At 60.7% G+C, this 20,659-nt stretch carries 19 protein-coding genes and 1 pseudogene; 2 read left to right on the top strand and 18 right to left on the bottom strand.

Annotated elements, in window-relative coordinates; translation table 11 throughout:
- Nucleotides 1-32: 32 nt before the first annotated feature.
- From ureG to urtA, 16 genes and pseudogenes are all read right to left on the bottom strand, one after another.
- Nucleotides 33-644: an urease accessory protein UreG gene (gene ureG / locus PH552_RS14700; RefSeq protein WP_112340431.1), complete on the bottom strand. Its 612-nt coding sequence runs from the start codon at nucleotides 642-644 to the stop codon at nucleotides 33-35.
- 205 nt (nucleotides 645-849) lie between these two features.
- Nucleotides 850-1,524: an urease accessory protein UreF gene (locus PH552_RS14695; RefSeq protein ID WP_112340565.1), complete on the bottom strand. Its 675-nt coding sequence runs from the start codon at nucleotides 1,522-1,524 to the stop codon at nucleotides 850-852.
- Nucleotides 1,525-1,542: 18 nt separating this feature from the next.
- Nucleotides 1,543-2,046, bottom strand: coding sequence for an urease accessory protein UreE (gene ureE / locus PH552_RS14690; RefSeq protein ID WP_113250543.1), 504 nt, complete (start codon nucleotides 2,044-2,046; stop codon nucleotides 1,543-1,545).
- A gap of 78 nt (nucleotides 2,047-2,124) precedes the next feature.
- Complete coding sequence (locus PH552_RS14685; protein ID WP_113250542.1) at nucleotides 2,125-2,985, bottom strand: GGDEF domain-containing protein; 861 nt, start codon at nucleotides 2,983-2,985, stop codon at nucleotides 2,125-2,127.
- 274 nt (nucleotides 2,986-3,259) lie between these two features.
- Complete coding sequence (gene ureC / locus PH552_RS14680) at nucleotides 3,260-4,972, bottom strand: urease subunit alpha (protein ID WP_112340435.1); 1,713 nt, start codon at nucleotides 4,970-4,972, stop codon at nucleotides 3,260-3,262.
- 3 nt (nucleotides 4,973-4,975) lie between these two features.
- A complete protein-coding gene (locus PH552_RS14675; protein WP_112340436.1) occupies nucleotides 4,976-5,599 on the bottom strand; it encodes a Urease operon accessory protein in 624 nt (207 codons plus the stop codon).
- Between the two features lie 17 nt (nucleotides 5,600-5,616).
- On the bottom strand, nucleotides 5,617-6,048 hold the full coding sequence (locus tag PH552_RS14670; protein WP_181592283.1) for a lysozyme inhibitor LprI family protein: 432 nt from the start codon (nucleotides 6,046-6,048) through the stop codon (nucleotides 5,617-5,619).
- Nucleotides 6,049-6,069: 21 nt separating this feature from the next.
- Nucleotides 6,070-6,375, bottom strand: coding sequence for an urease subunit beta (locus PH552_RS14665; protein ID WP_112340437.1), 306 nt, complete (start codon nucleotides 6,373-6,375; stop codon nucleotides 6,070-6,072).
- A gap of 10 nt (nucleotides 6,376-6,385) precedes the next feature.
- Nucleotides 6,386-6,640: a DUF1272 domain-containing protein gene (locus tag PH552_RS14660; RefSeq protein WP_112340438.1), complete on the bottom strand. Its 255-nt coding sequence runs from the start codon at nucleotides 6,638-6,640 to the stop codon at nucleotides 6,386-6,388.
- 7 nt (nucleotides 6,641-6,647) lie between these two features.
- Nucleotides 6,648-6,950 carry an urease subunit gamma gene (locus PH552_RS14655; protein WP_112340439.1) on the bottom strand — a complete coding sequence of 101 codons (303 nt, stop codon included), beginning with the start codon at nucleotides 6,948-6,950 and terminating at the stop codon, nucleotides 6,648-6,650.
- Between the two features lie 31 nt (nucleotides 6,951-6,981).
- Nucleotides 6,982-7,803, bottom strand: coding sequence for an urease accessory protein UreD (locus tag PH552_RS14650; RefSeq protein ID WP_113250541.1), 822 nt, complete (start codon nucleotides 7,801-7,803; stop codon nucleotides 6,982-6,984).
- Between the two features lie 267 nt (nucleotides 7,804-8,070).
- Nucleotides 8,071-8,766, bottom strand: a complete 696-nt coding sequence (urtE, locus tag PH552_RS14645; RefSeq protein ID WP_112340441.1) for an urea ABC transporter ATP-binding subunit UrtE — start codon at nucleotides 8,764-8,766, stop codon at nucleotides 8,071-8,073.
- A gap of 46 nt (nucleotides 8,767-8,812) precedes the next feature.
- Nucleotides 8,813-9,568, bottom strand: coding sequence for an urea ABC transporter ATP-binding protein UrtD (gene urtD / locus PH552_RS14640; protein WP_112340442.1), 756 nt, complete (start codon nucleotides 9,566-9,568; stop codon nucleotides 8,813-8,815).
- An 84-nt stretch (nucleotides 9,569-9,652) separates the two neighbouring features.
- Nucleotides 9,653-10,733, bottom strand: a pseudogene (gene urtC, locus PH552_RS14635) (urea ABC transporter permease subunit UrtC); the annotation flags it as partial.
- On the bottom strand, nucleotides 10,730-12,355 hold the full coding sequence (gene urtB / locus PH552_RS14630) for an urea ABC transporter permease subunit UrtB (RefSeq protein WP_112340444.1): 1,626 nt from the start codon (nucleotides 12,353-12,355) through the stop codon (nucleotides 10,730-10,732). The gene urtB and the pseudogene urtC, both read right to left, overlap by 4 nt.
- A 67-nt stretch (nucleotides 12,356-12,422) precedes the next feature.
- Nucleotides 12,423-13,712 carry an urea ABC transporter substrate-binding protein gene (urtA, locus tag PH552_RS14625; RefSeq protein WP_112340445.1) on the bottom strand — a complete coding sequence of 430 codons (1,290 nt, stop codon included), beginning with the start codon at nucleotides 13,710-13,712 and terminating at the stop codon, nucleotides 12,423-12,425.
- Nucleotides 13,713-13,941: 229 nt separating this feature from the next.
- On the opposite strand from urtA, the gene PH552_RS14620 reads away from it, so the two are divergent.
- Both PH552_RS14620 and PH552_RS14615 read left to right on the top strand, forming a co-directional pair.
- Nucleotides 13,942-17,331 (top strand): hybrid sensor histidine kinase/response regulator, encoded by a 3,390-nt coding sequence (locus tag PH552_RS14620; protein WP_112340446.1) that lies wholly within the window; start codon nucleotides 13,942-13,944, stop codon nucleotides 17,329-17,331.
- Nucleotides 17,324-18,247 (top strand): response regulator transcription factor, encoded by a 924-nt coding sequence (locus tag PH552_RS14615; RefSeq protein WP_112340447.1) that lies wholly within the window; start codon nucleotides 17,324-17,326, stop codon nucleotides 18,245-18,247. The genes PH552_RS14620 and PH552_RS14615 overlap by 8 nt, the downstream gene beginning before the upstream one ends.
- Nucleotides 18,248-18,286: 39 nt before the next feature.
- On the opposite strand, the gene PH552_RS14610 is transcribed toward PH552_RS14615, so the two are convergent.
- Together PH552_RS14610 and PH552_RS14605 are read right to left on the bottom strand one after the other, a co-directional pair.
- Entirely contained in the window at nucleotides 18,287-19,258 is a 972-nt protein-coding gene (locus PH552_RS14610; RefSeq protein WP_112340448.1) for a 2-hydroxyacid dehydrogenase, read from the bottom strand.
- A 156-nt stretch (nucleotides 19,259-19,414) separates the two neighbouring features.
- Nucleotides 19,415-20,536, bottom strand: coding sequence for a branched-chain amino acid ABC transporter substrate-binding protein (locus PH552_RS14605; protein WP_112340449.1), 1,122 nt, complete (start codon nucleotides 20,534-20,536; stop codon nucleotides 19,415-19,417).
- Nucleotides 20,537-20,659 lie beyond the last annotated feature (123 nt).

The raw sequence follows: 20,659 nt of genomic DNA, 5'->3' as shown, positions 1-20,659 counted from the left end.
CTCGGCAGATGTGTGGATAATGACAGGGCGGATTAAAGACCGCCCTGTTCTTTGAGGAAGCTGACGATCGTGCTGACGCCATCGCCCCGCTTCATGTCGGAAAACACAAAGGGCCGAGCCTGGCGCATGCGGGTGGCATCGCGATCCATCACCTCGAGATCCACGTCGACGAAAGGCGCCAGATCCTTCTTGTTGATGACGAGAAGGTCCGATTTGGTGATGCCGGGGCCACCCTTGCGCGGGATTTCCTCACCCTGGCACACCGAGATCACATAGATGGTAATGTCGGCGAGGTCGGGCGAGAAGGTCGCCGCCAGATTGTCGCCGCCGGATTCGATGAAGACCACGTCGAGATCGGGAAGCCGCTCGTTCAGGCCGGCAATGGCTTGCAGATTGATCGTCGCGTCCTCACGGATCGCGGTGTGCGGACAGCCACCGGTCTCGACTCCGACAATGCGGTCCGAGGTCAGTGCCTGCATCCGCACCAGCGCCTCGGCATCCTCCGTCGTATAGATGTCGTTTGTCACGACGGCGACGGAATAGTCGTCACGCATCGCCTTGCACAGCTTCTCGGTCAGCGCCGTCTTGCCGGATCCGACGGGGCCGCCGATGCCGACGCGCAAGGGTCCATGTCTCGATTTCATGCTCGCAACTCCGATAAGGCGCTAGAGCGGTTCAGCTTTTCAAGGAATCTGTGAACCGCTCTATTTCTATGTTTTCTCGCAATTCCGGACGGAAAACCGCGGCGCACTTTTCCTGGAATTGCTCTAGCATAACGAAGCGTTCGGCCGCCGCACAGCGGCGAATGACGTAGTGACGCCAGGATCATGATATTTCCCCAACAGCGCATCATGAACGGAAGAGCCGCGTGCCCTGGGTTTCATGACGCAAGCTCGCTATGTCAGCCTGCACGCTCGCTGAGCCGAGATCATCGAGGCTGGATTGCGCCACCCGTCGCGCCATAGCGGCAAAGAAACCCTCCAGCCGCGCAAGGATGGCAACGCCATCCTTCTGCCCGCCGACACCGAGCCGGATGCCGGCCGACACCATCTGCGAGGCCAGCGCATGCAGGAAAGCGGCGGCGGCCTTTTCTGCCGGGATGCCATGAGCACCCGCGATTGCACCGACCGCAACAGGGTAAGCGATCCTTGCTGGAAGCATGGAAAAAATCTCCTGCGGCCAGGCGGCAGCGGCAGAAAGAAAGGCATTTCCAAGCAACAGGGTCTCATCGTGCCGCTCCTTCGAGCCTGCCAGCGCTTCGGCCAGCTCCGCGACTGCTGCGAGCCGCTGCGCATCCGCGCCCGCCCGATGCGCCTCGACCAGCAGGACCACGTCATTCCACACCGAACCATTCTGCATGAGCGTGGAAATCCAGTCTCCGAGCCCGGCACTGTCTGCCACCAGACCGTCGTGTACGGCACGCTCGAGACCACCGGAATAGGCGAAGGACCCCACCGGAAACGCCGGCGATAGCCAGGCCATCAGCCGCAGGAGCGCCTGCAGATCGTCGCGATCATCCGTCACCGCAATGTCCATCGACGTTCAATCGTGCGCGTGATCATGATGATCATGCCCATGATCGTGATTGTGCCCGTGCCCGTGCGAATGGCCGCCATGGGAGTGATAGGCGCCGCGGGCAGGCTGGAAAGGCTCGCTCACCTCGGTCACAACTGCGCCCAATCCTTCGAGCATGGAGCGGATCACATGATCGCGCAGGATCAGGATGCGCTCTTCCTCGATCTGCGCGGACAGATGCCGGTTACCGAGATGCCAGGCGAGCTCGATCAGATGCCTGCGGTCGCGCGGGCGAATCTCGAAAAGCTTTTCGTCCGCCGCGACGATTTCGATCAGCTCGCCATCCTCGCGCACCAGCAGATCGCCGCTCGCAAACAGCACCGGCTCCTTGAGGTCGAGCATGACCATGTCGCCATTTTCGAGATGCAGCAGCTTGCGGCGAAGATGCCTGAGATCATGCGGCAGGACGACACGATCGATCGGATTGGAAGAAGGAGTGCCGGCCGGCAGATAGGAGGTGACGCGTTGCATGTCGGTTCCAAATTATGAGTTTGTCAGACCATGCAAAATAGTCATCCGCTGTGCAAGCATCAATGACACGCCTATGTGCTACATCCGCTGCACGTAGCGCTGCAGCTCCCGGGGATCGGTCGTCGCTTCCTGCTCGTGCTCGGTCGCGCAGCGATGCCAGACCTGCGACAGTCGCTCGCGCTCGTGCATGACACGATTGCGGCCGAGCGTTTTGGCAAGATAAAGGGCCTTGTCGGCCGCGGCATAGACGGTCTCCGTCTTGCGATCCCTGGTGATGTCGGCAATCCCGGCGGACATGGTGATCTTCACCGAGCCGCCGTCGACGACGATTGGGTGTTCGGCAATCCGTTCCTTGATTTCTTCGATGCGCGCAATGCGCGCGGCAGTGTCGCCACCATAAATGATCGCGCCGAATTCTTCGCCGCCGAGCCGGGCGATCACGTCATCTCCCGTAAAGGCGTCGGAAAGTATCTGCGACACCGCAACGATTACGGCGTCGCCGGATGCGTGTCCGAAGCGATCGTTGATTGCCTTGAACCGGTCGAGATCGAAGATAACAAGCGAAGCGCCGTCTGCAGCCGTATCCAGCGCCTCGGTGAAAGCGCGGCGGTTGAGGAGGCCGGACAGCATGTCGGTACGGCTCAGCCGTTCGAACTCGGCGCGGGAGACCGCAAGCCTGTGAATCGAAAAGCCCGCCAGCACTGCCACAGCGCCGGAAACTGTGCCGCCGATAATCCATGCCAGAAGAACGCCGAAGCGCATTGCCTCCAGAATCGGCAACGGCAGAAGATCGAACCATTGCAGCAGGAAAAGCATCGCCAGGATGATGGCAAGCGACATGATGACGGCGACAAAACTCATCTTAAGCGCGAAAATAAAAATCGCACGTCGCTGCTGAAAGTTACCGAGCTCGGCCTGCAGCGAAATCCATCGTTTCATGCGATTCACCTTCCTCAGCCTACCGTTTCGATCATGTGAGATAGGGGTGAAGGCGCTTCCAGGTCTTTAATGTAATGATTAAAATGCGTTGCATTTCCCAAGTTGTGAACAACCAAGAGCGCTGATCTGCAAAATCAGGGTTGCCGATGGAAATGCGAGGCGCCGGCACCGCCACACCACGCTTTCGGCAAAACCGCATTCGGCGCGCAGCATCGGAAAAACCCCGAAACCGGGGCTTTCTCACACTCGCCGGCAATCAAGCTTGGAAATGTCCTCAGAACAGGAAATAGCGCTGCGCCATCGGCAGCACCGTCGCCGGCTCGCAGGTCAGCAGCTTGCCATCGGCGCGCACTTCATAGGTTTCCGGATCCACCTCGATATGCGGCGTTAGGCTGTTATGGATCATCGATGCCTTGGAGATGCCGCCGCGCGTGTTTCTGACGGGCAGCAGCGCCTTGGCGATGCCGAGCTTGCCGGCAAGCCCGGCATCGAAAGCAGCCTGCGAAACGAAGGTCACGGAGGAGTTCGTCCGATTCTTGCCATACGCGCCGAACATCGGCCGGTAATGCATCGGCTGCGGCGTCGGGATCGAGGCATTCGGATCACCCATGGGCGCCGCGGCAATGGACCCGCCGAGCAACACCATCTCCGGCTTCACGCCGAAAAAGGCCGGATTCCAAAATACCAGATCGGCGCGCTTGCCGACTTCGATCGAACCGACCTCATGGCTGACGCCATGCGCAATCGCCGGATTGATCGTATATTTGGCGATGTAGCGCTTCACCCGGAAATTGTCGTTGTCGCCAATCTCCTGCGCCAGACGGCCGCGCTGGCGCTTCATCTTGTCGGCGGTCTGCCAGGTGCGGATCGCCACTTCGCCGACACGGCCCATGGCCTGGCTGTCGGATGAAATGATCGAGAAGGCGCCGATATCGTGGAGAATATCCTCCGCAGCGATCGTCTCCTTGCGGATTCGGCTTTCGGCGAAGGCGATATCCTCCGGGATCGACGGCGACAGGTGATGGCAGACCATCAGCATGTCCAGATGCTCGGCGATCGTGTTAACCGTATAGGGACGCGTCGGATTGGTCGAAGACGGGATGACGTTCGACTGGCCGCAGATTTTGATGATATCGGGCGCGTGCCCGCCGCCTGCGCCCTCGGTATGGAATGCATGGATCGTGCGACCCTTGATGGCGCCGATCGTATCCTCGACGAAGCCGCTTTCGTTCAAGGTATCCGTGTGGATCATCACCTGAACGTCGTATTCATCGGCAACGCTGAGGCAGCAGTCGATCGCCGCCGGCGTCGTGCCCCAGTCCTCATGCAATTTGAGTGAGCAGGCGCCGCCGAGCACCATCTCCTCCAAGGCGGCGGGCAAAGACGCATTGCCCTTGGCCGAGAGGCCGATATTCATCGGGAAAGCGTCGAAGGCTTCGATCATGCGCGCCAGATGCCAGGGGCCGGGCGTGCAGGTCGTTGCCAGCGTTCCATGGGCCGGGCCGGTACCGCCGCCGAGCATGGTGGTGATACCAGACATCAGGGCTTCATCGATCTGCTGCGGGCAGATGAAATGGATATGACTGTCCATGCCGCCGGCGGTGACGATCTTGCCCTCGCCCGCGATCGCTTCCGTGCCCGGTCCGACGATGATGTTGACATCGGGCTGCATATCCGGATTACCGGCCTTGCCGATCGCGACGATGCGGCCCTCCTTCAAGCCGATATCCGCTTTCACGATGCCCCAGTGGTCCAAGATCAGCGCATTGGTGATGACGGTATCGACGGCCCCGTTGGCGCGCGTCACCTGGCTCTGGCCCATGCCATCGCGAATGACCTTGCCGCCGCCGAACTTCACTTCCTCGCCATAGGTGGTGAAATCCTTCTCCACCTCGATGAACAATTCGGTATCGGCCAGCCGAACCTTGTCGCCGACGGTCGGTCCGAACATGCTGGCATAGGCGGCGCGGGAAATCTTGTAGGGCATGGGTCAGTCTCCTTGGGAGGCAGAGATGAGGTTCGTGTCGGCAAGGCGCCGCAGGCGGCCGAGGGATATGTAAGCCTCCGCCAGCCGTTTTTCGGCGGCAAAGGGATGTTCTTCCCAGCCCGTGTGGCTGAAACCGGTAATGGCGATATCATCGTCGGGATGGCGCAACAGCACATCGGCAATCACGATTATGCCGCTGCTCGGCACCACATAGGAGCCTGGATCGTAACCCGCCAGCGCCGCGTCCACGCCTTCGTGAACGGATTGATCGATCACGACATGCCGCTTGCCGGTCGCCTGGCAAAAGGCAGCGAACTGATCGGTATAATCGTCGCAGAAATCGTCGAGTTCCGGATGCGAAATTGCCAGCGGTGCGCGCAGTGCGGCGAATTTTCTTGGATCGCGCACGCTCCAGACTTCAGACGAGGAGGCAACGGCGGGGCTCCTGCGCCACTCGGCCGAGCCGAGCATGGCGCGTGCCGGCTGGCCCGTATTGCAGACCGCGACGACATCGGTGCGGCTGCCGCCTGCTCCCATCGAGCGACAATCGTTGAAGCGGATCACGAGATCTGCAGCATCGATGACATCCGCCGCGCCTGCCGCGATCTCACCATTACCGACGATCATCACTGCGCGCCTCAGGCTCACTGATTGCCCTCCGGCCCAGCGGCGAGATCCTTCAATTCCTTGGTTCGCTTCTTGGTCAAATCAGCTTTGCAACCGGAAACAAGCATGGGCTCCATGGAGCCGCCCCGCGCCTGAAATCCCTGCGCCTCGCACTCGCCGTCGCGATAATCCACCCAGGCGCGCTGCGCTTTGATGAGCGCCTTTTCGGCACCCTTCATGTTATTGTCGAGATCCGCATCGATGGCGACCATAGCTGCGCGCGTCTTCTTATATTGTGCGTTCAGTGCCTTGTCGGCCTCACCGAATTCGAGCACAGCACAAACGTTCAAGTCCGTCTGTGTCTCTGCCTTGGCACAATCGACCTTCGGTTCGTGCATGGTCTGCTGTGCAGAGACTGGGCCGCAGGTCAGGACTGCGACAAGGGCCGCAACCGGTGCAAGCGATTTCATCGGCATGGAGCTTCTCCTACCCTAAAGCTTGCCCATGACCAGCTGGCGGAAACCGTAGACTTCGCGCTTGCCCGACAGTGGGATCAGCGTCACCGAGCGTGTCTGTCCCGGTTCGAAGCGCACGGCGGTTCCGGCGGGAATATCGAGCCGCATGCCCTTCGCCTTGTCGCGGTCGAAGGAAAGCCCGGCATTGGTCTCGGCAAAGTGATAGTGGCTTCCGACCTGCACCGGCCGATCGCCGGTATTGGAAACCTCAAGCGTCACGGTCGGCGCTCCGGCATTGAGTTCGATGTCGCCGCTCGCGGCGATGATTTCACCTGGGATCATGGTTCTCTCCTCATGCGGCCTGGATGGGCGCACATCCCTCAGCTTTTAGAACACGCTTGGTCGAAGCGGGATATTTGGCAAGCAGCGCCACCGGGCGGATGGGACGCCGCGCGAAATCACCGCCGCAGTTCGGGCAGACGCCGTCCAGCACCGCATTGACACAATCGGCGCAGAAGGTGCACTCGAACGTGCAGATCATTGCCTCCTCGCTGTCCGGCGGTAAATTCTTGTCGCAGCATTCGCAGTTGGGTCTCAGTTCCAGCATTTCAACCTCACCGGATAGGCTCGTGGACGGTCACGAGCTTGGTGCCGTCGGGGAACGTCGCTTCGACCTGAACGTCATGGATCATCTCGGCGACACCTTCCATCACCTGATCGCGGGTAATGACATGGGCGCCGGCCTCCATGAGCTCGGCGACGGCGCGGCCGTCGCGGGCGCCTTCCACTACGAAGTCCGTGATCAGCGCGATGGCTTCGGGATGATTGAGCTTGACGCCGCGCTCCAGCCGCCGCCGCGCCACCATCGCCGCCATCGAAATCAGCAGCTTGTCTTTTTCTCTCGGAGTGAGGTTCATCGCCTACCTATGTGATTGCTGTTTGCTCAATTTACAGGTTCCAGACTTTCGGCACAGGCGCTCCATTGCGCAAGGTGGAAATGATCGGGATGAGGATTTTTCTGAGCGCGAAACCATCGGCGGCGGCAAGGCGCACGACGAGCTTCTCGCCCCAGTGGCTGGCGCCTCCCATATGCGTTTCGAGGAGCGGCCGGATACGGCCGAGATAGGCTTCCGCCTGCGGACCGACATAAAGCAGGGTCGCGAAGGCAACCTGGCCGCTCAGGACAGCCGCCTTGGCCGTTAATGCGGCTACATCGCCGTCCAGGCGCAGCTCCTCGGCATGAACCAGCCGTTCGCCGCGGCGGATGCGCCAGCGATCGCGAAACAATCCCTGCTCCATGGCCTCGCCCATGGCTTTCCGCCCAAGCAGGATCGCCTCGACGGCAAGGAATTCGGCCGTGCCGTCAAGCTCTACAGTCAACGCGCGCGAAAGCGAAGCACGATCGAAGAGGATGGTCTCCTGCGGCAGCCAATCGACCCGCGCACCGGCGCCAATCTTTATGGATGTCAGCACCTCGGCCGTACCCGCCGAAGCCTTGTAGATCTTCTCACAGGCCTGCGTCGTCACATCAATGCGCGTACCCGGCCCGGCGACGACGCTCCAATCCATCCGGTCGCCGCCGGTCAGGCCGCCGGCGGTGTTGATAATGACGGCTTCCATGGAATGGTCGAAGGTTTCCGGCAGTCTGATCTTTGCCGCACCCTCCTGAAAGAGCTCGGCAAGGCGCGTGCGGCCGCCAAGCGACTTGGCCGCAAGATGGCCGCGACCACGCGCCCTCTGCGGTCTCGTGCCTGCCGCCGTCATTGCCATCTGCCTCTCCACACATCACATCATGCCAAAGCCCCTGCATAATTCCCTAAATCGGCATCGATTTAAGGGTAAAATTATGCAGCAGATTAAAAGTGCTACAACGACCTTTGCGCGTCATGATTGACGCCCAGCCCTGCAGCCATTGAAACCCGGCAAAGAACAAACGCAAGCAATTTCTGTGCCTTATGCGATGCCACGCGATATCGGCCCATTATCAGCCATGTCAGCCACATTTTTCATCAAAAGCCAAAAAGAAAGGCAATCGCCTCAGACGGTCAGATGACGCCGGGCCTCCGGCGTATCCAGTGTCTCCGCCAGGCCTTCATGCACGATCTCGCCACGATCCATGATGTAGACGTAATCGGCGAGCTCGCGGCAGAAATCGAGATATTGCTCGACGAGCAGGATCGCCATGCCGGTGGAATCCCTGAGATAGCGGATCGCGCGGCCGATATCCTTGATGATCGACGGCTGGATGCCCTCGGTCGGCTCATCCAGCACCAGGATCTTCGGCCGCGTCACCATCGCGCGGCCGATCGCCAGCTGCTGCTGCTGGCCGCCGGAGAGATCGCCGCCGCGGCGCGAGAGCATGGACTTCAGCACCGGGAACAGGCTGTAGATATCATCAGGAATGCTGCGGTCGCGTCGGGAAAGCGGCGCATAACCGGTCTCGAGATTTTCCTTCACCGTCAGCAGCGGAAAGATCTCGCGGCCTTGCGGCACATAACCGATCCCCTGCTTGGCGCGCGCGAATGGTGCCATGCCGTTCAGTGTCACACCATTGAACGCAACCGTGCCGGCCGACAAGGCATGCTGTCCGGTGACCGCACGCAAGAGCGAGCTTTTGCCGACGCCATTGCGCCCAAGGACGCAGGTGATCTTGCCCATCTCGGCCTTGATGGAGATGCCGCGCAGCGCCTGAGCGGCACCATAATGCAGATTTGCGTTTTCGACTGTCAGCATCTCAATTCTCTTCCTTTTCCCTCACGCCCCCTCATCCCAAAACCACCTACCGCCCCAGATAGTTCTCGATTACCCTCGGATCACTGCTGACGAAATCGATCGATCCTTCCGCCAGAACAGATCCTTCGGCGAGACACGTGACCTTGACGCCGAGATCGCGGATGAAGCCCATGTCGTGCTCGACCACGACGACCGAACGCGTCTTGGCGATTTCCTTCAAAAGCACAGCGGTTTCCGCCGTCTCGGCATCCGTCATTCCCGCCACCGGTTCGTCGACCAGCAGGAGCTTCGGCTCCTGCGCCAGCAGCATGCCGATCTCCAGCCACTGCTTCTGGCCATGCGAAAGGTTGGCCGCCAGCTCGTCGCGCCGATGCGAAAGCCGCACCGTCTCCAGGATTTCCTCGATACGCTCGCGATCGGCGGGCGTCAGCCGGTAGAACAGCGTCGCGAAGACGCCGCGATTGCGGTTGAGTGCCAGTTCGAGATTGTCCCAGACGGTATGGCTTTCGAAGACGGTCGGCTTCTGGAATTTCCGGCCGATGCCGAGCTGGGCAATATCGGCCTCGTCCTTCTTCGTCAGGTCGATCTGGCCATTGAAGAATACTTCTCCCTCGTCCGGTCGCGTCTTGCCGGTGATGATGTCCATCATCGTCGTCTTGCCGGCACCGTTCGGTCCGATGATGGCGCGAAGTTCGCCAGGCTCGATGACGATCGACAGCGAGTTCAAAGCCTTGAAGCCATCGAAGGAAACGGAGACGTTGTTGAGATAGAGCATACTGTTGGGTTTGATATCGGGGATCATGGTCCTACTCCGCAGCCTGCACGGACTGTTGGGCTTCATCCTTCGCAGCCTTGGGCGGTGGGCTTGCCGGCGTATGTTTCCTTCCGAGATACTGCGCGATGGTGCCGACGATGCCCTTTGGCAGGAACAACGTCACCGCGACGAACAGGCCGCCAAGCGCAAACAGCCAGAACTCGGGAAACAGCCCGGTAAAGATGGTCTTGCCGCCATTGACCAGCACGGCGCCGATGATCGGGCCGATCAGGGTCGCTCTCCCGCCGACGGCCGTCCAGATGACGACTTCGATCGAATTGGCCGGCGCAAACTCGCCGGGATTGATGATGCCGATCTGCGGCACGTAGAGCGCGCCGGCAATACCGGCCATCATGGCCGATACGACGAAAACGAAGAGCTTCATATGCTCGACGCGATAGCCGAGAAAGCGCGTGCGGCTTTCGGCGTCGCGCACGCCCACAAGCACCTTACCGAACTTCGAGCGGACGATGGCCGAAGACAGCATCAATGCCAGCGCCAGGAACACGGCCGTGATGGCGAACAGCACGGCACGCGTGCCATCGGCCTGGATGTTGAAGCCGATAATATCCTTGAAATCGGTCAGACCATTATTGCCGCCGAAGCCCATGTCGTTGCGGAAGAAGGCAAGCAGCAGCGCATAGGTCATCGCCTGCGTAATGATCGACAGATAGACGCCGTTGACGCGCGAGCGGAAGGCAAACCAGCCGAAGACGAAGGCAAGCAAGCCGGGCGCGACGAGGACCATCAGCATGGCGAACCAGAACTGATCGAAGCCATACCAGAACCACGGCAGCTCCTTCCAATTCAGGAAGACCATGAAGTCGGGCAGGATCGGATTGCCGTAGGTGCCGCGCGAACCGATCTGCCGCATCAGATACATGCCCATCGCATAGCCGCCGAGCGCGAAGAAGGCGCCATGGCCGAGCGAGAGAATGCCGCAATAACCCCACACCAGATCGAGCGCCAAGGCGAGCAGTGCATAGGTCAGATATTTGCCGAACAACGACATCAGATAGGTCGGCACATGTAGTGCGCTCGTTTCGGGCAACAGCAGGTTCGACAGCGGCACGAGCACGGCGACGGCAAGCAGGATCGCGATCGCGATGCTGATACGGCGGTCGAGCGAGCGAAGAAGAAAGGCCGTGATCATGCTTCCACCGCCCTTCCCTTGAGGGCGAAGAGCCCGCGCGGACGTTTCTGAATAAAGAGGATGATGAGAACGAGGACGAGGATCTTGCCGAGCACCGCCCCCGCATAGGGCTCGAGGAACTTGTTGAGGATGCCGAGCGAGAAGGCCCCGACGAGCGTCCCCCAGAGATTGCCCACACCGCCGAACACCACGACCATGAAACTGTCGATAATGTAGCTCTGGCCGAGGTTCGGCGAGACGTTGTCGATCTGCGAGAGCGCGACACCCGCCATGCCCGCGATGCCCGAGCCGAGCGCAAAGGTGAAGGCGTCAACCCAGGAGGTACGGATCCCCATCGATGAGGCCATGCGCCGGTTCTGCGTCACCGCCCGCATCTGCAGCCCGAAGGCCGAGCGCTTGAGAAGAAGCAGGAGCGCAACGAACACGCCGAGCGAAAAGACGATGATCCAGAGCCGGTTCCAGGTGATGGAGAGATAGCCGAGGTCGAAGGAGCCGGACATCCACGAGGGGTTGCCGACTTCCTGATTGGTCGGCCCGAAGATCGAACGCACCGCCTGCTGCAGGATCAGCGAAATACCCCAGGTGGCGAGCAGCGTTTCGAGAGGCCGGCCGTAAAGGAAGCGGATAACGCCGCGCTCGATGACGAGGCCGACGGCACCGGTGACGATGAAGGCGACAGGCAGGGCGATCGCCAGCGACCAGTCGAAGAGTTCGGGATAAGAGGTGCGGATGATGCTTTGAACGACGAAGGTCGAGTAGGCGCCGAGCATCACCATTTCACCATGGGCCATGTTGATGATGCCCATGACACCGAAGGTAATCGCAAGGCCGATGGCGGCCAGCAGCAGCACCGAGCCGAGCGACAGGCCATACCAGACATTCTGAACCGCATCCCAGAACTTCAATTGATCCTGGATGCCCGCAATGGCGGCGGTAACATCGGGCTTCAGGCTATCATCGACGGAAACCGACGAGAGAATGCCGATGGCATCGCGGCCGCCTTCGTTCTTGATCGTCTCGATTGCCGCCTTTTTTTCTTCGATCGGACGGTCCGAGCCGAGCACGGCAACCGCTTTTGCGCGTTCAAGCACACCGCGAATGTCCGTGTCCTTCTCGGACTGCAGCGCCGTCTCGACGGCGTCAAGCGAATCCGCACTCGGCGCCTTCAAAACGGATTGCGCCGCCTCGAGCCTCGTAGCGCGATCCGGGCTCATCAGCGTCAGACCGCCGAGAGCCGCGCGAACCGCACGGCGCAGATTGTTGTTGATCTTGATCTTGCCGAGATTGTCCTTGCCTTCCTGGCCGACCACCTGCCCGCTCACGGGATCCAGCAGATCCATCATGTCGCCAGAGGATTTGGCGATGAATACCTGATTGTCGGATTTCCTGACATAAAGATCGCCGTCGGAGAAGGCCTGCAATGCCGGTACGACCTTGGGATCACCTGACTTCGCAAGGCTCTGGACGATATCGCCGGCCTTCTGGAAATTGGCCTGGCCGAGCGAATTGATCAGGCTATGGGCGTCCTCCTGGGCGCGCAGGCTTGTCGCCATCAGCACCAGCATCAGACAGAAGCAGGCGACCAGCGCCAAGGCCATGCGGTAAACGAATTTGTCGAACATTGCGCTAGTCCCCTCAAGCTGCCGCGGCCAGAAAATCCTGCCCGCGGCGATCTTGTGTCGGCTGGTATCAGGAGCCCTTGCCGCCGCACTTGCCGGTGGTGACGTTGAAGTTGCCGCAGTTCAGCGGCATGCGCCAATCCGAGATCAGGTCCTTGCTATCAGGCAGGTAGTCGGACCATTCCTTGCCGACCACGGCCGGGGTCTGCGACACGACGTCGAACTGACCGTTTTCCTGCACTTCGCCGATCAGGACTGGCTTGGTGATGTAGTGGTTCGGCATCATGGTGGCGGTGCCGCCGGTGAGGTTCGGTACCGCGACACCGACGAGCGCGTCGATCACCTTGTCCGGATCGGTCGTGCCGGCCTTCTCGACGGCCTTTACCCACATGTTGAAGCCGATATAGGCGGCTTCCATCGGGTCGTTGGTCACACGCTTGTCATTCTTGGTGTAGGCATGCCACTCCTTGATGAAGGCGGCGTTGGCGGGCGTATCGACCGACTGGAAGTAGTTCCAGGCGGCGAGATGTCCCACAAGCGGCTTGGTGTCGACACCGGCAAGCTCTTCTTCGCCGACCGAAAAGGCGACGACCGGAATATCTTCAGCCTTGACGCCCTGGTTGCCGAGCTCCTTGTAGAAGGGAACGTTGGCGTCGCCGTTGATGGTGGAGACGACGGCCGTCTTCTTGCCGGCCGCGCCGAAGGCCTTGATCTTGGAGACTTCCGTCTGCCAGTCGGAGAAGCCGAACGGCGTGTAGTTGATGATGATGTCTTCGTCCTTGACGCCCTTCGATTTCAGATAGGCTTCGAGGATCTTGTTGGTCGTGCGCGGATAGACATAGTCGGTGCCTTCGAGCACCCAGCGCTGCACGCCTTCGTTCTTCATCAGGTAGTCGACGGCCGGAATTGCCTGCTGGTTCGGGGCGGCGCCTGTATAGAAGACGTTACGCTCGGACTCCTCGCCTTCGAACTGTACCGGATAGAACAGGATCGAATTCAGTTCCTTGAAGACGGGCAGCACTGACTTGCGCGACACGGAAGTCCAGCAACCGAACACGGCGGAGACCTTGTCCTTCTGGATCAGTTCGCGGGCCTTTTCGGCAAAGAGCGGCCAGTCGGAGGCCGGATCGACGACGACGGGCTCGAGCTTCTTGCCGAGAACGCCGCCCTTCTTGTTCTGCTCGTCGATGAGCATCAGCATGGCGTCCTTCAGCGTCGTTTCCGAGATCGCCATGGTGCCGGACAGCGAATGCAGGACGCCGACCTTGATGGTGTCGTCGGCTGCGAAAGCGCCGTGGAATGCTGTCGTGGACATGATGGCGCCGAGCAGCGCGCCGGAGACGAGAGTCTTGAGTTTCATCTATGGTTCCCCTCTTTTGTCTGCCGCAACGGCCGGTAAACAAGGATTAACCGTTGCCTTCAGCGACTATCCGGCAGCCCCTTGGGAAACCACATACGTAATATGACGTAGGCGCCGGGGCGAAATGTGCAGCTTTGTGCACTCTCATGCCCTTAAGCACCGTATCGATCCGTGTTACGACATCTCTGGACCGCCGGAACGACCAAGGCGGGACGACTGAAGGGCAAGCATGGCTGCGCGGCAACGCATCATTCCGGTAAGACGCGAATATAATCGCTGGGTCGCAAACCAGACGCTGGAAGACTACGCCCTGCGTTTTACCGCCAAGAGCGCACGCCAGTTTTCCTCGCAACGCATCTCGCAAACCGCGATCGGCGCCATTTCCTTCCTGGCGCTGGAGGCGATCGGCGGCACGATCACGCTGTCCTACGGCACGACCAACGCTTTCTACGCGATCATCGTCGCCAGCCTCGTCATGCTGGCCGTCGGCCTGCCGATCAGCCGATACGCCATCCGCCACGGCGTCGACATCGATCTTCTGACCCGCGGCGCAAGCTTCGGCTATATCGGCTCGACCATCACTTCGCTGATCTATGCCAGCTTCACCTTCATGCTGTTTGCGATCGAAGCCTCGATCATGTCCGGTGCGCTCGAGCTGACACTCGGCATACCCGTGTGGATCGGCTACATCGTCAGCGCCGTCATGGTGATCCCGCTCGTCACCCATGGCGTGCGCCTCATTAGCCGGTTCCAGCTGCTGACGCAGCCCTTCTGGATCGTTCTCAACATCCTGCCCTTCGTCTTCATCGCCTTTGCCGACTGGGAAAAATTCGATCTCTGGCGCGCCTTCGCGGGCATCCATCATCCCGCGAGCGCACCAGGCACCGCCGCCCCCTTCGATCTGATCGAGTTCGGCGCCGCCTCCGCCGTCATCCTGGCGCTGATGTCGCAGATCGGCGAACAGGCCGATTTCCTGCGCTTCCTGCCGCCGGACGGCCATCGCAAATGGCGCCATCGCCTCGCCATCTTTCTCGCTGGACCGGGATGGGTCATCATCGGAGCGCCGAAGCTGCTCGCCGGTTCCTTCCTCGTCGTCCTGACGCTGACCTCTGGCGTGCCGGCCGACCGCGCCGCCGATCCCGCGCAGATGTATCTGACCGCCTTCGGCTACATGATCCCCTGGCACAATGCCGCGCTGCTCCTGATGGCAGCCTTCGTGATGATCTCGCAGCTGAAGATCAACGTCATGAATGCCTATGCCGGCTCGCTCGCATGGTCGAACTTCTTTTCGCGGCTGACACACAGCCATCCAGGCCGCGTCATCTGGCTGGTCTTCAACGTCGCCATCGCGCTCTTGTTGATGGAGCTCGGCATCTACCGGCTGCTGGAGGAGACGCTCGGCATCTTCTCGATCATCGCCATGGCCTGGCTCTGCACCATCTCCGCCGATCTCTTCATCAACAAGCCGCTGGGGTTGGCCCCGCCCGGCATCGAATTCAAGCGCGCGCATCTCTACGACATCAATCCGGTCGGCCTCGGTGCGATGGCGCTTTCGGCTACCATCGCTCTCATCGCGCATTTCGGCGCCTTCGGTTCGATCGCCGCCTCGCTTGCACCCTATATCACCCTGATCGTCGCACTCATCGCCTCGCCCGCCATCGCCTGGATCACGGGGGGCAAGTACTATCTTGCTCGCAAACCGCGACAGAGCTGGAAGAACCTGACCACCATTACCTGTTCCGTCTGCGAACACCCGTTCGAGCCGGAGGATATGGCGTGGTGCCCTGCCTATGCCGCGCCGATCTGCTCGCTCTGCTGTTCGCTCGACAGCCGCTGCCACGACATGTGCAAGCCGAAGGCGCGCCTCAATACGCAGGTCGCTACCGTCGCAAGGACCCTGCTGCCGGAAAGCATCGTGGCGAAGCTCGCCACGCGCCTCGGCCGCTACGGCATTGCCGTTGCCGTGGCGCTGACCGCCGTGGGAGCGATCCTGGCAATGATCGCGCATCAGGTCGGGGCCGCTTCTCCGGAGACGGCCGCCGTCGTCAATCGCACCATTCTCATCGTCTTCTTCGTCTTTGCCGTCATCGCCGGCGTCGTCTGCTGGTTCTATGTGCTTGCCCATGACAGCCGCGTTGTCGCCGAGGAGGAATCCTCACGCCAGAACACGCTGCTCTTGAAGGAAATTGCTGCGCACAAGAAGACGGACGCTGCCCTGCAGGGTGCCAAGGAAGCGGCGGAGGCGGCAAACCGCGCCAAGAGCCGCTATGTCGTGGGTCTCAGCCACGAGCTGCGCACGCCGCTCAATGCTGTGCTCGGCTATGCGCAGATATTGGAGCGCGACGAGACCATTCCGGCGCCCCGGCAATCCTCGCTGAAGGTCATCCGGCGCAGCGCCGAGCATCTTTCAGGCCTGATCGACGGGCTGCTGGATATTTCGAAGATCGAGGCGGGCCGTTTGCAGGTCTATTCCAACGAGATCAACATCCAGGATTTCCTCGACCAGATCGTCGACATGTTCCATCCGCAGGCACAGGCCAAGGGGCTGACTTTCATCCACGAACGCTCTCCAGCGCTGCCCGACTATGTCCGCACCGACGAGAAGCGGCTGCGCCAGATCCTGGTCAACCTGCTTTCAAATGCCATCAAATTCACCGATGAAGGCAGAGTCCGCTTCGAAGTGAGCTACCGCAACCAGGTCGCCACCTTCACGGTTTCCGATACCGGTCGCGGCATCGCGGCAAAAGATATTACCCGTATCTACGAGCCTTTCCAGCGCGGCGAGGCCGACAGCGTCAGACCCATGCCGGGGCTTGGCCTTGGTTTGACGATCACCCAGCTGCTGACGAATACGCTCGGCGGCGAGATTTCGGTCACAAGCGAGAAGGATGTCGGCTCGACGTTCAGAGTGCGCCTGATGCTGTCGGCCGTGATTCGGCCGATGAAACCGCCGGCGCAGGAGCAGCGCATTGCCGGCTACGAGGGGCCGCGCCGTACCATCGTCGTTGTCGATGACAATGAAGATCATCGCGAGCTGATGCGCGAGATACTGTCGCCGCTCGATTTCATCGTGCTGACGGCGGCCGGCGGGCCGGACTGCCTGACGCTGATCGAGGGCATCAAGCCGGATCTGTTCCTGGTCGATATTTCCATGCCCGGCATGAATGGTTGGCAGCTCGTCTCGCGGCTTAGGGAAAACGGCCAGACGGCGCCGATCCTGATGCTGTCGGCCAATATCGGCGATGCCGCCGCCGCGACCGACAGCGACGACAGCCACAACGACGCCATCTCCAAGCCGGTCGATATCCGCCAGCTGCGCGACAAGCTTGCGCTGCACCTCGGGTTGAAATGGCTCTATGCCGATGCCTCCGCCCCGGTCGCGCCAAAGCCGCCACCGCCCCTGAAGAGCCCAGGGATAGAACATGTCCGCGAACTGATGCGACTCGGCGAGATCGGCTATATCAGAGGCATCGAGGCGAAGCTTGCGGATCTCGCCAAGCTGGACGAGAACAGGCCCTTCACCGACGCTTTGCGCGCTCATGTCCAGGCCTTCGATCTCGACGGGTTCCTGAACGTGCTGCACGGCTTCGATACTGAAAAGGTAGAACAGATTGGCTGAGCCCACCCTTCCCCGTGACATAGTCTTGCTGGTGGACGATTCGCCCGAGGCGCTCGGCTTCCTGACGGATGCGCTCGAGCAATCCGGCTTCTCCGTACTGATCGCCACGTCCGGATCGGCGGCACTGAACATCGTCGAACGCATCACGCCCGATCTCATCCTGCTCGACGCCGTCATGCCAACGATGGATGGTTTTGAGACCTGCCGCCGCTTGAAGGCCAATGCGGGCATCGCCCAGATCCCCGTCGTGTTCATGACCGGACTGACCGAGACCGAGCATGTGGTGCATGCGCTCGAATCGGGCGGTGTCGACTATCTCACCAAACCGATCAATATCGATGAGCTGCGCGCCCGCATCCGCGTGCACTTGCGCAATGCCCGCTCCGCCCAGAGCGCCAGAGTGGCTCTCGACGCTGCCGGCCGCCATCTCCTGGCGGTCAAGGGCAATGGCGCCATCCATTGGTCGACGCCGCAGGCGACCCGCCTCATCAATGCCGCAACCGGCAGCGACGACGGGCTTGATCTCGCCTCGAAACACATTGCCGCCTTCATGCTGGAACGGGAACGGCTCGGTGCGGCACGCGACAATCTTCTTTCGATCAGCAATGGCGGTCAGGCCGCATTGCAATTCACCTTCCTCGGAGCCATCGGCCCCGACGAATATCTGTTTCGCCTGACGGCCACCAGTCAGCGCGCAGACGACGAAGCCTTGCGCCAGCACTTCGCGCTGACGCAACGCGAATCCGAAGTGCTGCTGTGGCTCGCCAAGGGTAAATCGAACCGCGACATAGGCGAAATCCTCGGGCTGTCAGCCCGCACGGTGAACAAGCATCTGGAACAGATCTATGTGAAGCTTGGCGTCGAGAACCGCGCATCGGCCGCCGTCAAGGCAGCGCATGTTCTGCATGAAGTGTAGGCACCGTCACGCCCTCTCTCGGCTTGCGGCAGGAAGAAGCTATATCACCCGATCCGGCGGCTGGTGCCCGGCAAAGAAGGCGGTGATATTGTCCACGACCTTCATGCCCATGGCGGTGCGCGTCTCTTCGGTGGCGCTGCCGAGATGCGGCAGGAGGACGACATTGTTCATCGCCCGCAGACGCTCGGGTACATGCGGCTCCGCCTCATAGACATCGAGGCCGGCGCCGCGGATCGTCCCCTTCTCCAGTGCGGAAATCAGCGCCGCCTCGTCGACGACATCTCCCCTTGCCGTATTGATCAGGAAGGCGCCGGGTTTCATGGCTGCGAAGCGGGCCGCATTCATCAGGTGACGGTTTTCGGCACCGCCGGGGCAATGAAGGGAGACGAAGTCCGAGACTTCGAGAACATCCTCCACCCTCTGCAGTTGCACGGCGCCATAGCGCGCGGCCTCCATCGGATCGATGGCGGAGCGGTTGTAGAAGACGACATCCATGCCGAAGCCGAAATGGCAGCGTTGCGCGAACGCCCTGCCGATGCGGCCGAAGCCGATGATGCCGACTGTCTTGCCGGTGACTTTGGTACCGACGAGATGCGTCGGCCGCCAGCCGGTCCATGCCCCGGCCCTGAGTTCGCGCTCCCCTTCTCCGCCGCGCCGGGCAACGGAAAGCAGGAGCAGCATGGCGATATCGGCCGTGCAATCCGTCAGCACGCCGGGCGTGTTGGTGACGACGATGCCCTTTTCCTTGGCGGCGGCGACATCGATGTGATTGAAGCCGACACCGAAATTGCCGAGGATTCTTGTGCGGATTACCTGACCTTCGAAGAGCGCGGCCGGAAGCTTGTCGGATACGGTCGGCAGGACGCCGTCATAGGTGAGCAGCGCCTCGCGCAGCTGCCCCGCATCGAGTGCTGCGTCATCCCTGTTCAAAGTGGTGTCGAAACGCTCCGAGAGCACGGCCTCGACCGCGGCCGGCCAGCGCCGTGTAACGAGAATACGGGGTTTGCTCATGCTGCCTTCCTCCTGCCGATACAGGGGCAGATTTAAAGCAGCTTTTGCACGAAGGAAACGGCGAACCGACTTCGGAACTATGAAAACGGCATGAGAAAAGCCCGGCCGATGGCCGGGCTCCTAAGATCAGCAATGCCCGTAAAGGCGATGCAAGAATTACTTCGAGATTTCGTCGTAGTTGTACTTGCCGTCGGAGCCCTTGGCCCACTTGTACATGACGTAATCCGGACGGGTGATATCGCCCTTGGCGTTGAAGCCAAGCTCGCCGATGGCGGTCTTGAACGGACCCTTTGCCTTCAGAGCGTCCGCAACAGCCATCGGATCGTTGGAACCGGCAGCCTTGGCAGCGGCAGCGATGACCTGCAGAGCCGAGTAGGAGTAGAGCGTGTAGCCTTCCGGCTCGTAGCCTGCAGCGCGGAACTTGGCAACCAGATCCTTGGAAGCCGGGTTCTTGCGCGGATCCGGCGCGAAGGTCATCAGCGTGCCGTCAACGGCGTCGCCGGCGATCGAAGCCAATTCGTTCGAGACGATACCGTCACCGGACATGAAGTGAGCCTTTACGCCCTGGTCGGCCATCTGACGCATGATGAGGCCGGCTTCGGTATGCAGACCGCCGTAATAGACGAAGTCGACGCCAGCCTGCTTCATCTTGGCGATGAGGGCGGAGTAGTCCTTGTCACCGGGGGTGATGCCTTCGTAGAGAACCTCCTTCACGCCGGCGGCGTTGAGGTTCTTCTTGGTTTCGTCGGCAAGGCCCTGACCATACGGGGTCTTGTCATGAACGACGGCAACCTTGGCGCCCTTGAAATTGTCGGCGATATACTTGCCGGCAACTTCGCCCTGCTGGTCGTCGCGACCGCAAGTACGGAAGGTGTTCCACAGGCCGCGTTCCGTGAACTTCGGATTGGTCGAAGCGGGAGTGATCTGCAGGATGCCGTTTTCGGCGTAAACTTCGGAAGCCGGGATGGAAACGCCCGAGTTGAAGTGACCGACAACGAACTTCACACCGTCTGCGACGAACTTGTTGGCAACTGAAACGCCCTGCTTGGCGTCGGAGACGTCGTCGCCGAGTTCGATCTTGACCTTTTCCCCATTGATGCCGCCAGCCGCATTGATATCGGCAGCGGCCTGCTCGGCACCCTTCTGGAGCTGCGCGCCGAACGCAGCATTCGGGCCTGTCAAGGGACCGCCAACGCCGACAATGATGTCGGCCTTAGCAACGCCGCCGAATGTGATCATCGCCGACAGAGCCACCGCCGACAGAAGATACTTCTTCATATTGTTACTCCCAATTTTTTAAGCGGGTTCCGTTTGATTTGCCCTGCGCGATACCCACCAATCATCACGCCGGTAAAGCTTGTATTCCGAACTTTGGAAGCATCATCCTGTCGTCGGTCTTTC

This window comes from Rhizobium aureum, assembly GCF_030182495.1.
Classification (GTDB): Bacteria; Pseudomonadota; Alphaproteobacteria; order Rhizobiales; family Rhizobiaceae; genus Rhizobium; species Rhizobium tropici_C.
Note: the sequence above shows the minus strand (reverse complement) of the source record. Positions and strands in the feature narration are given on the sequence as shown.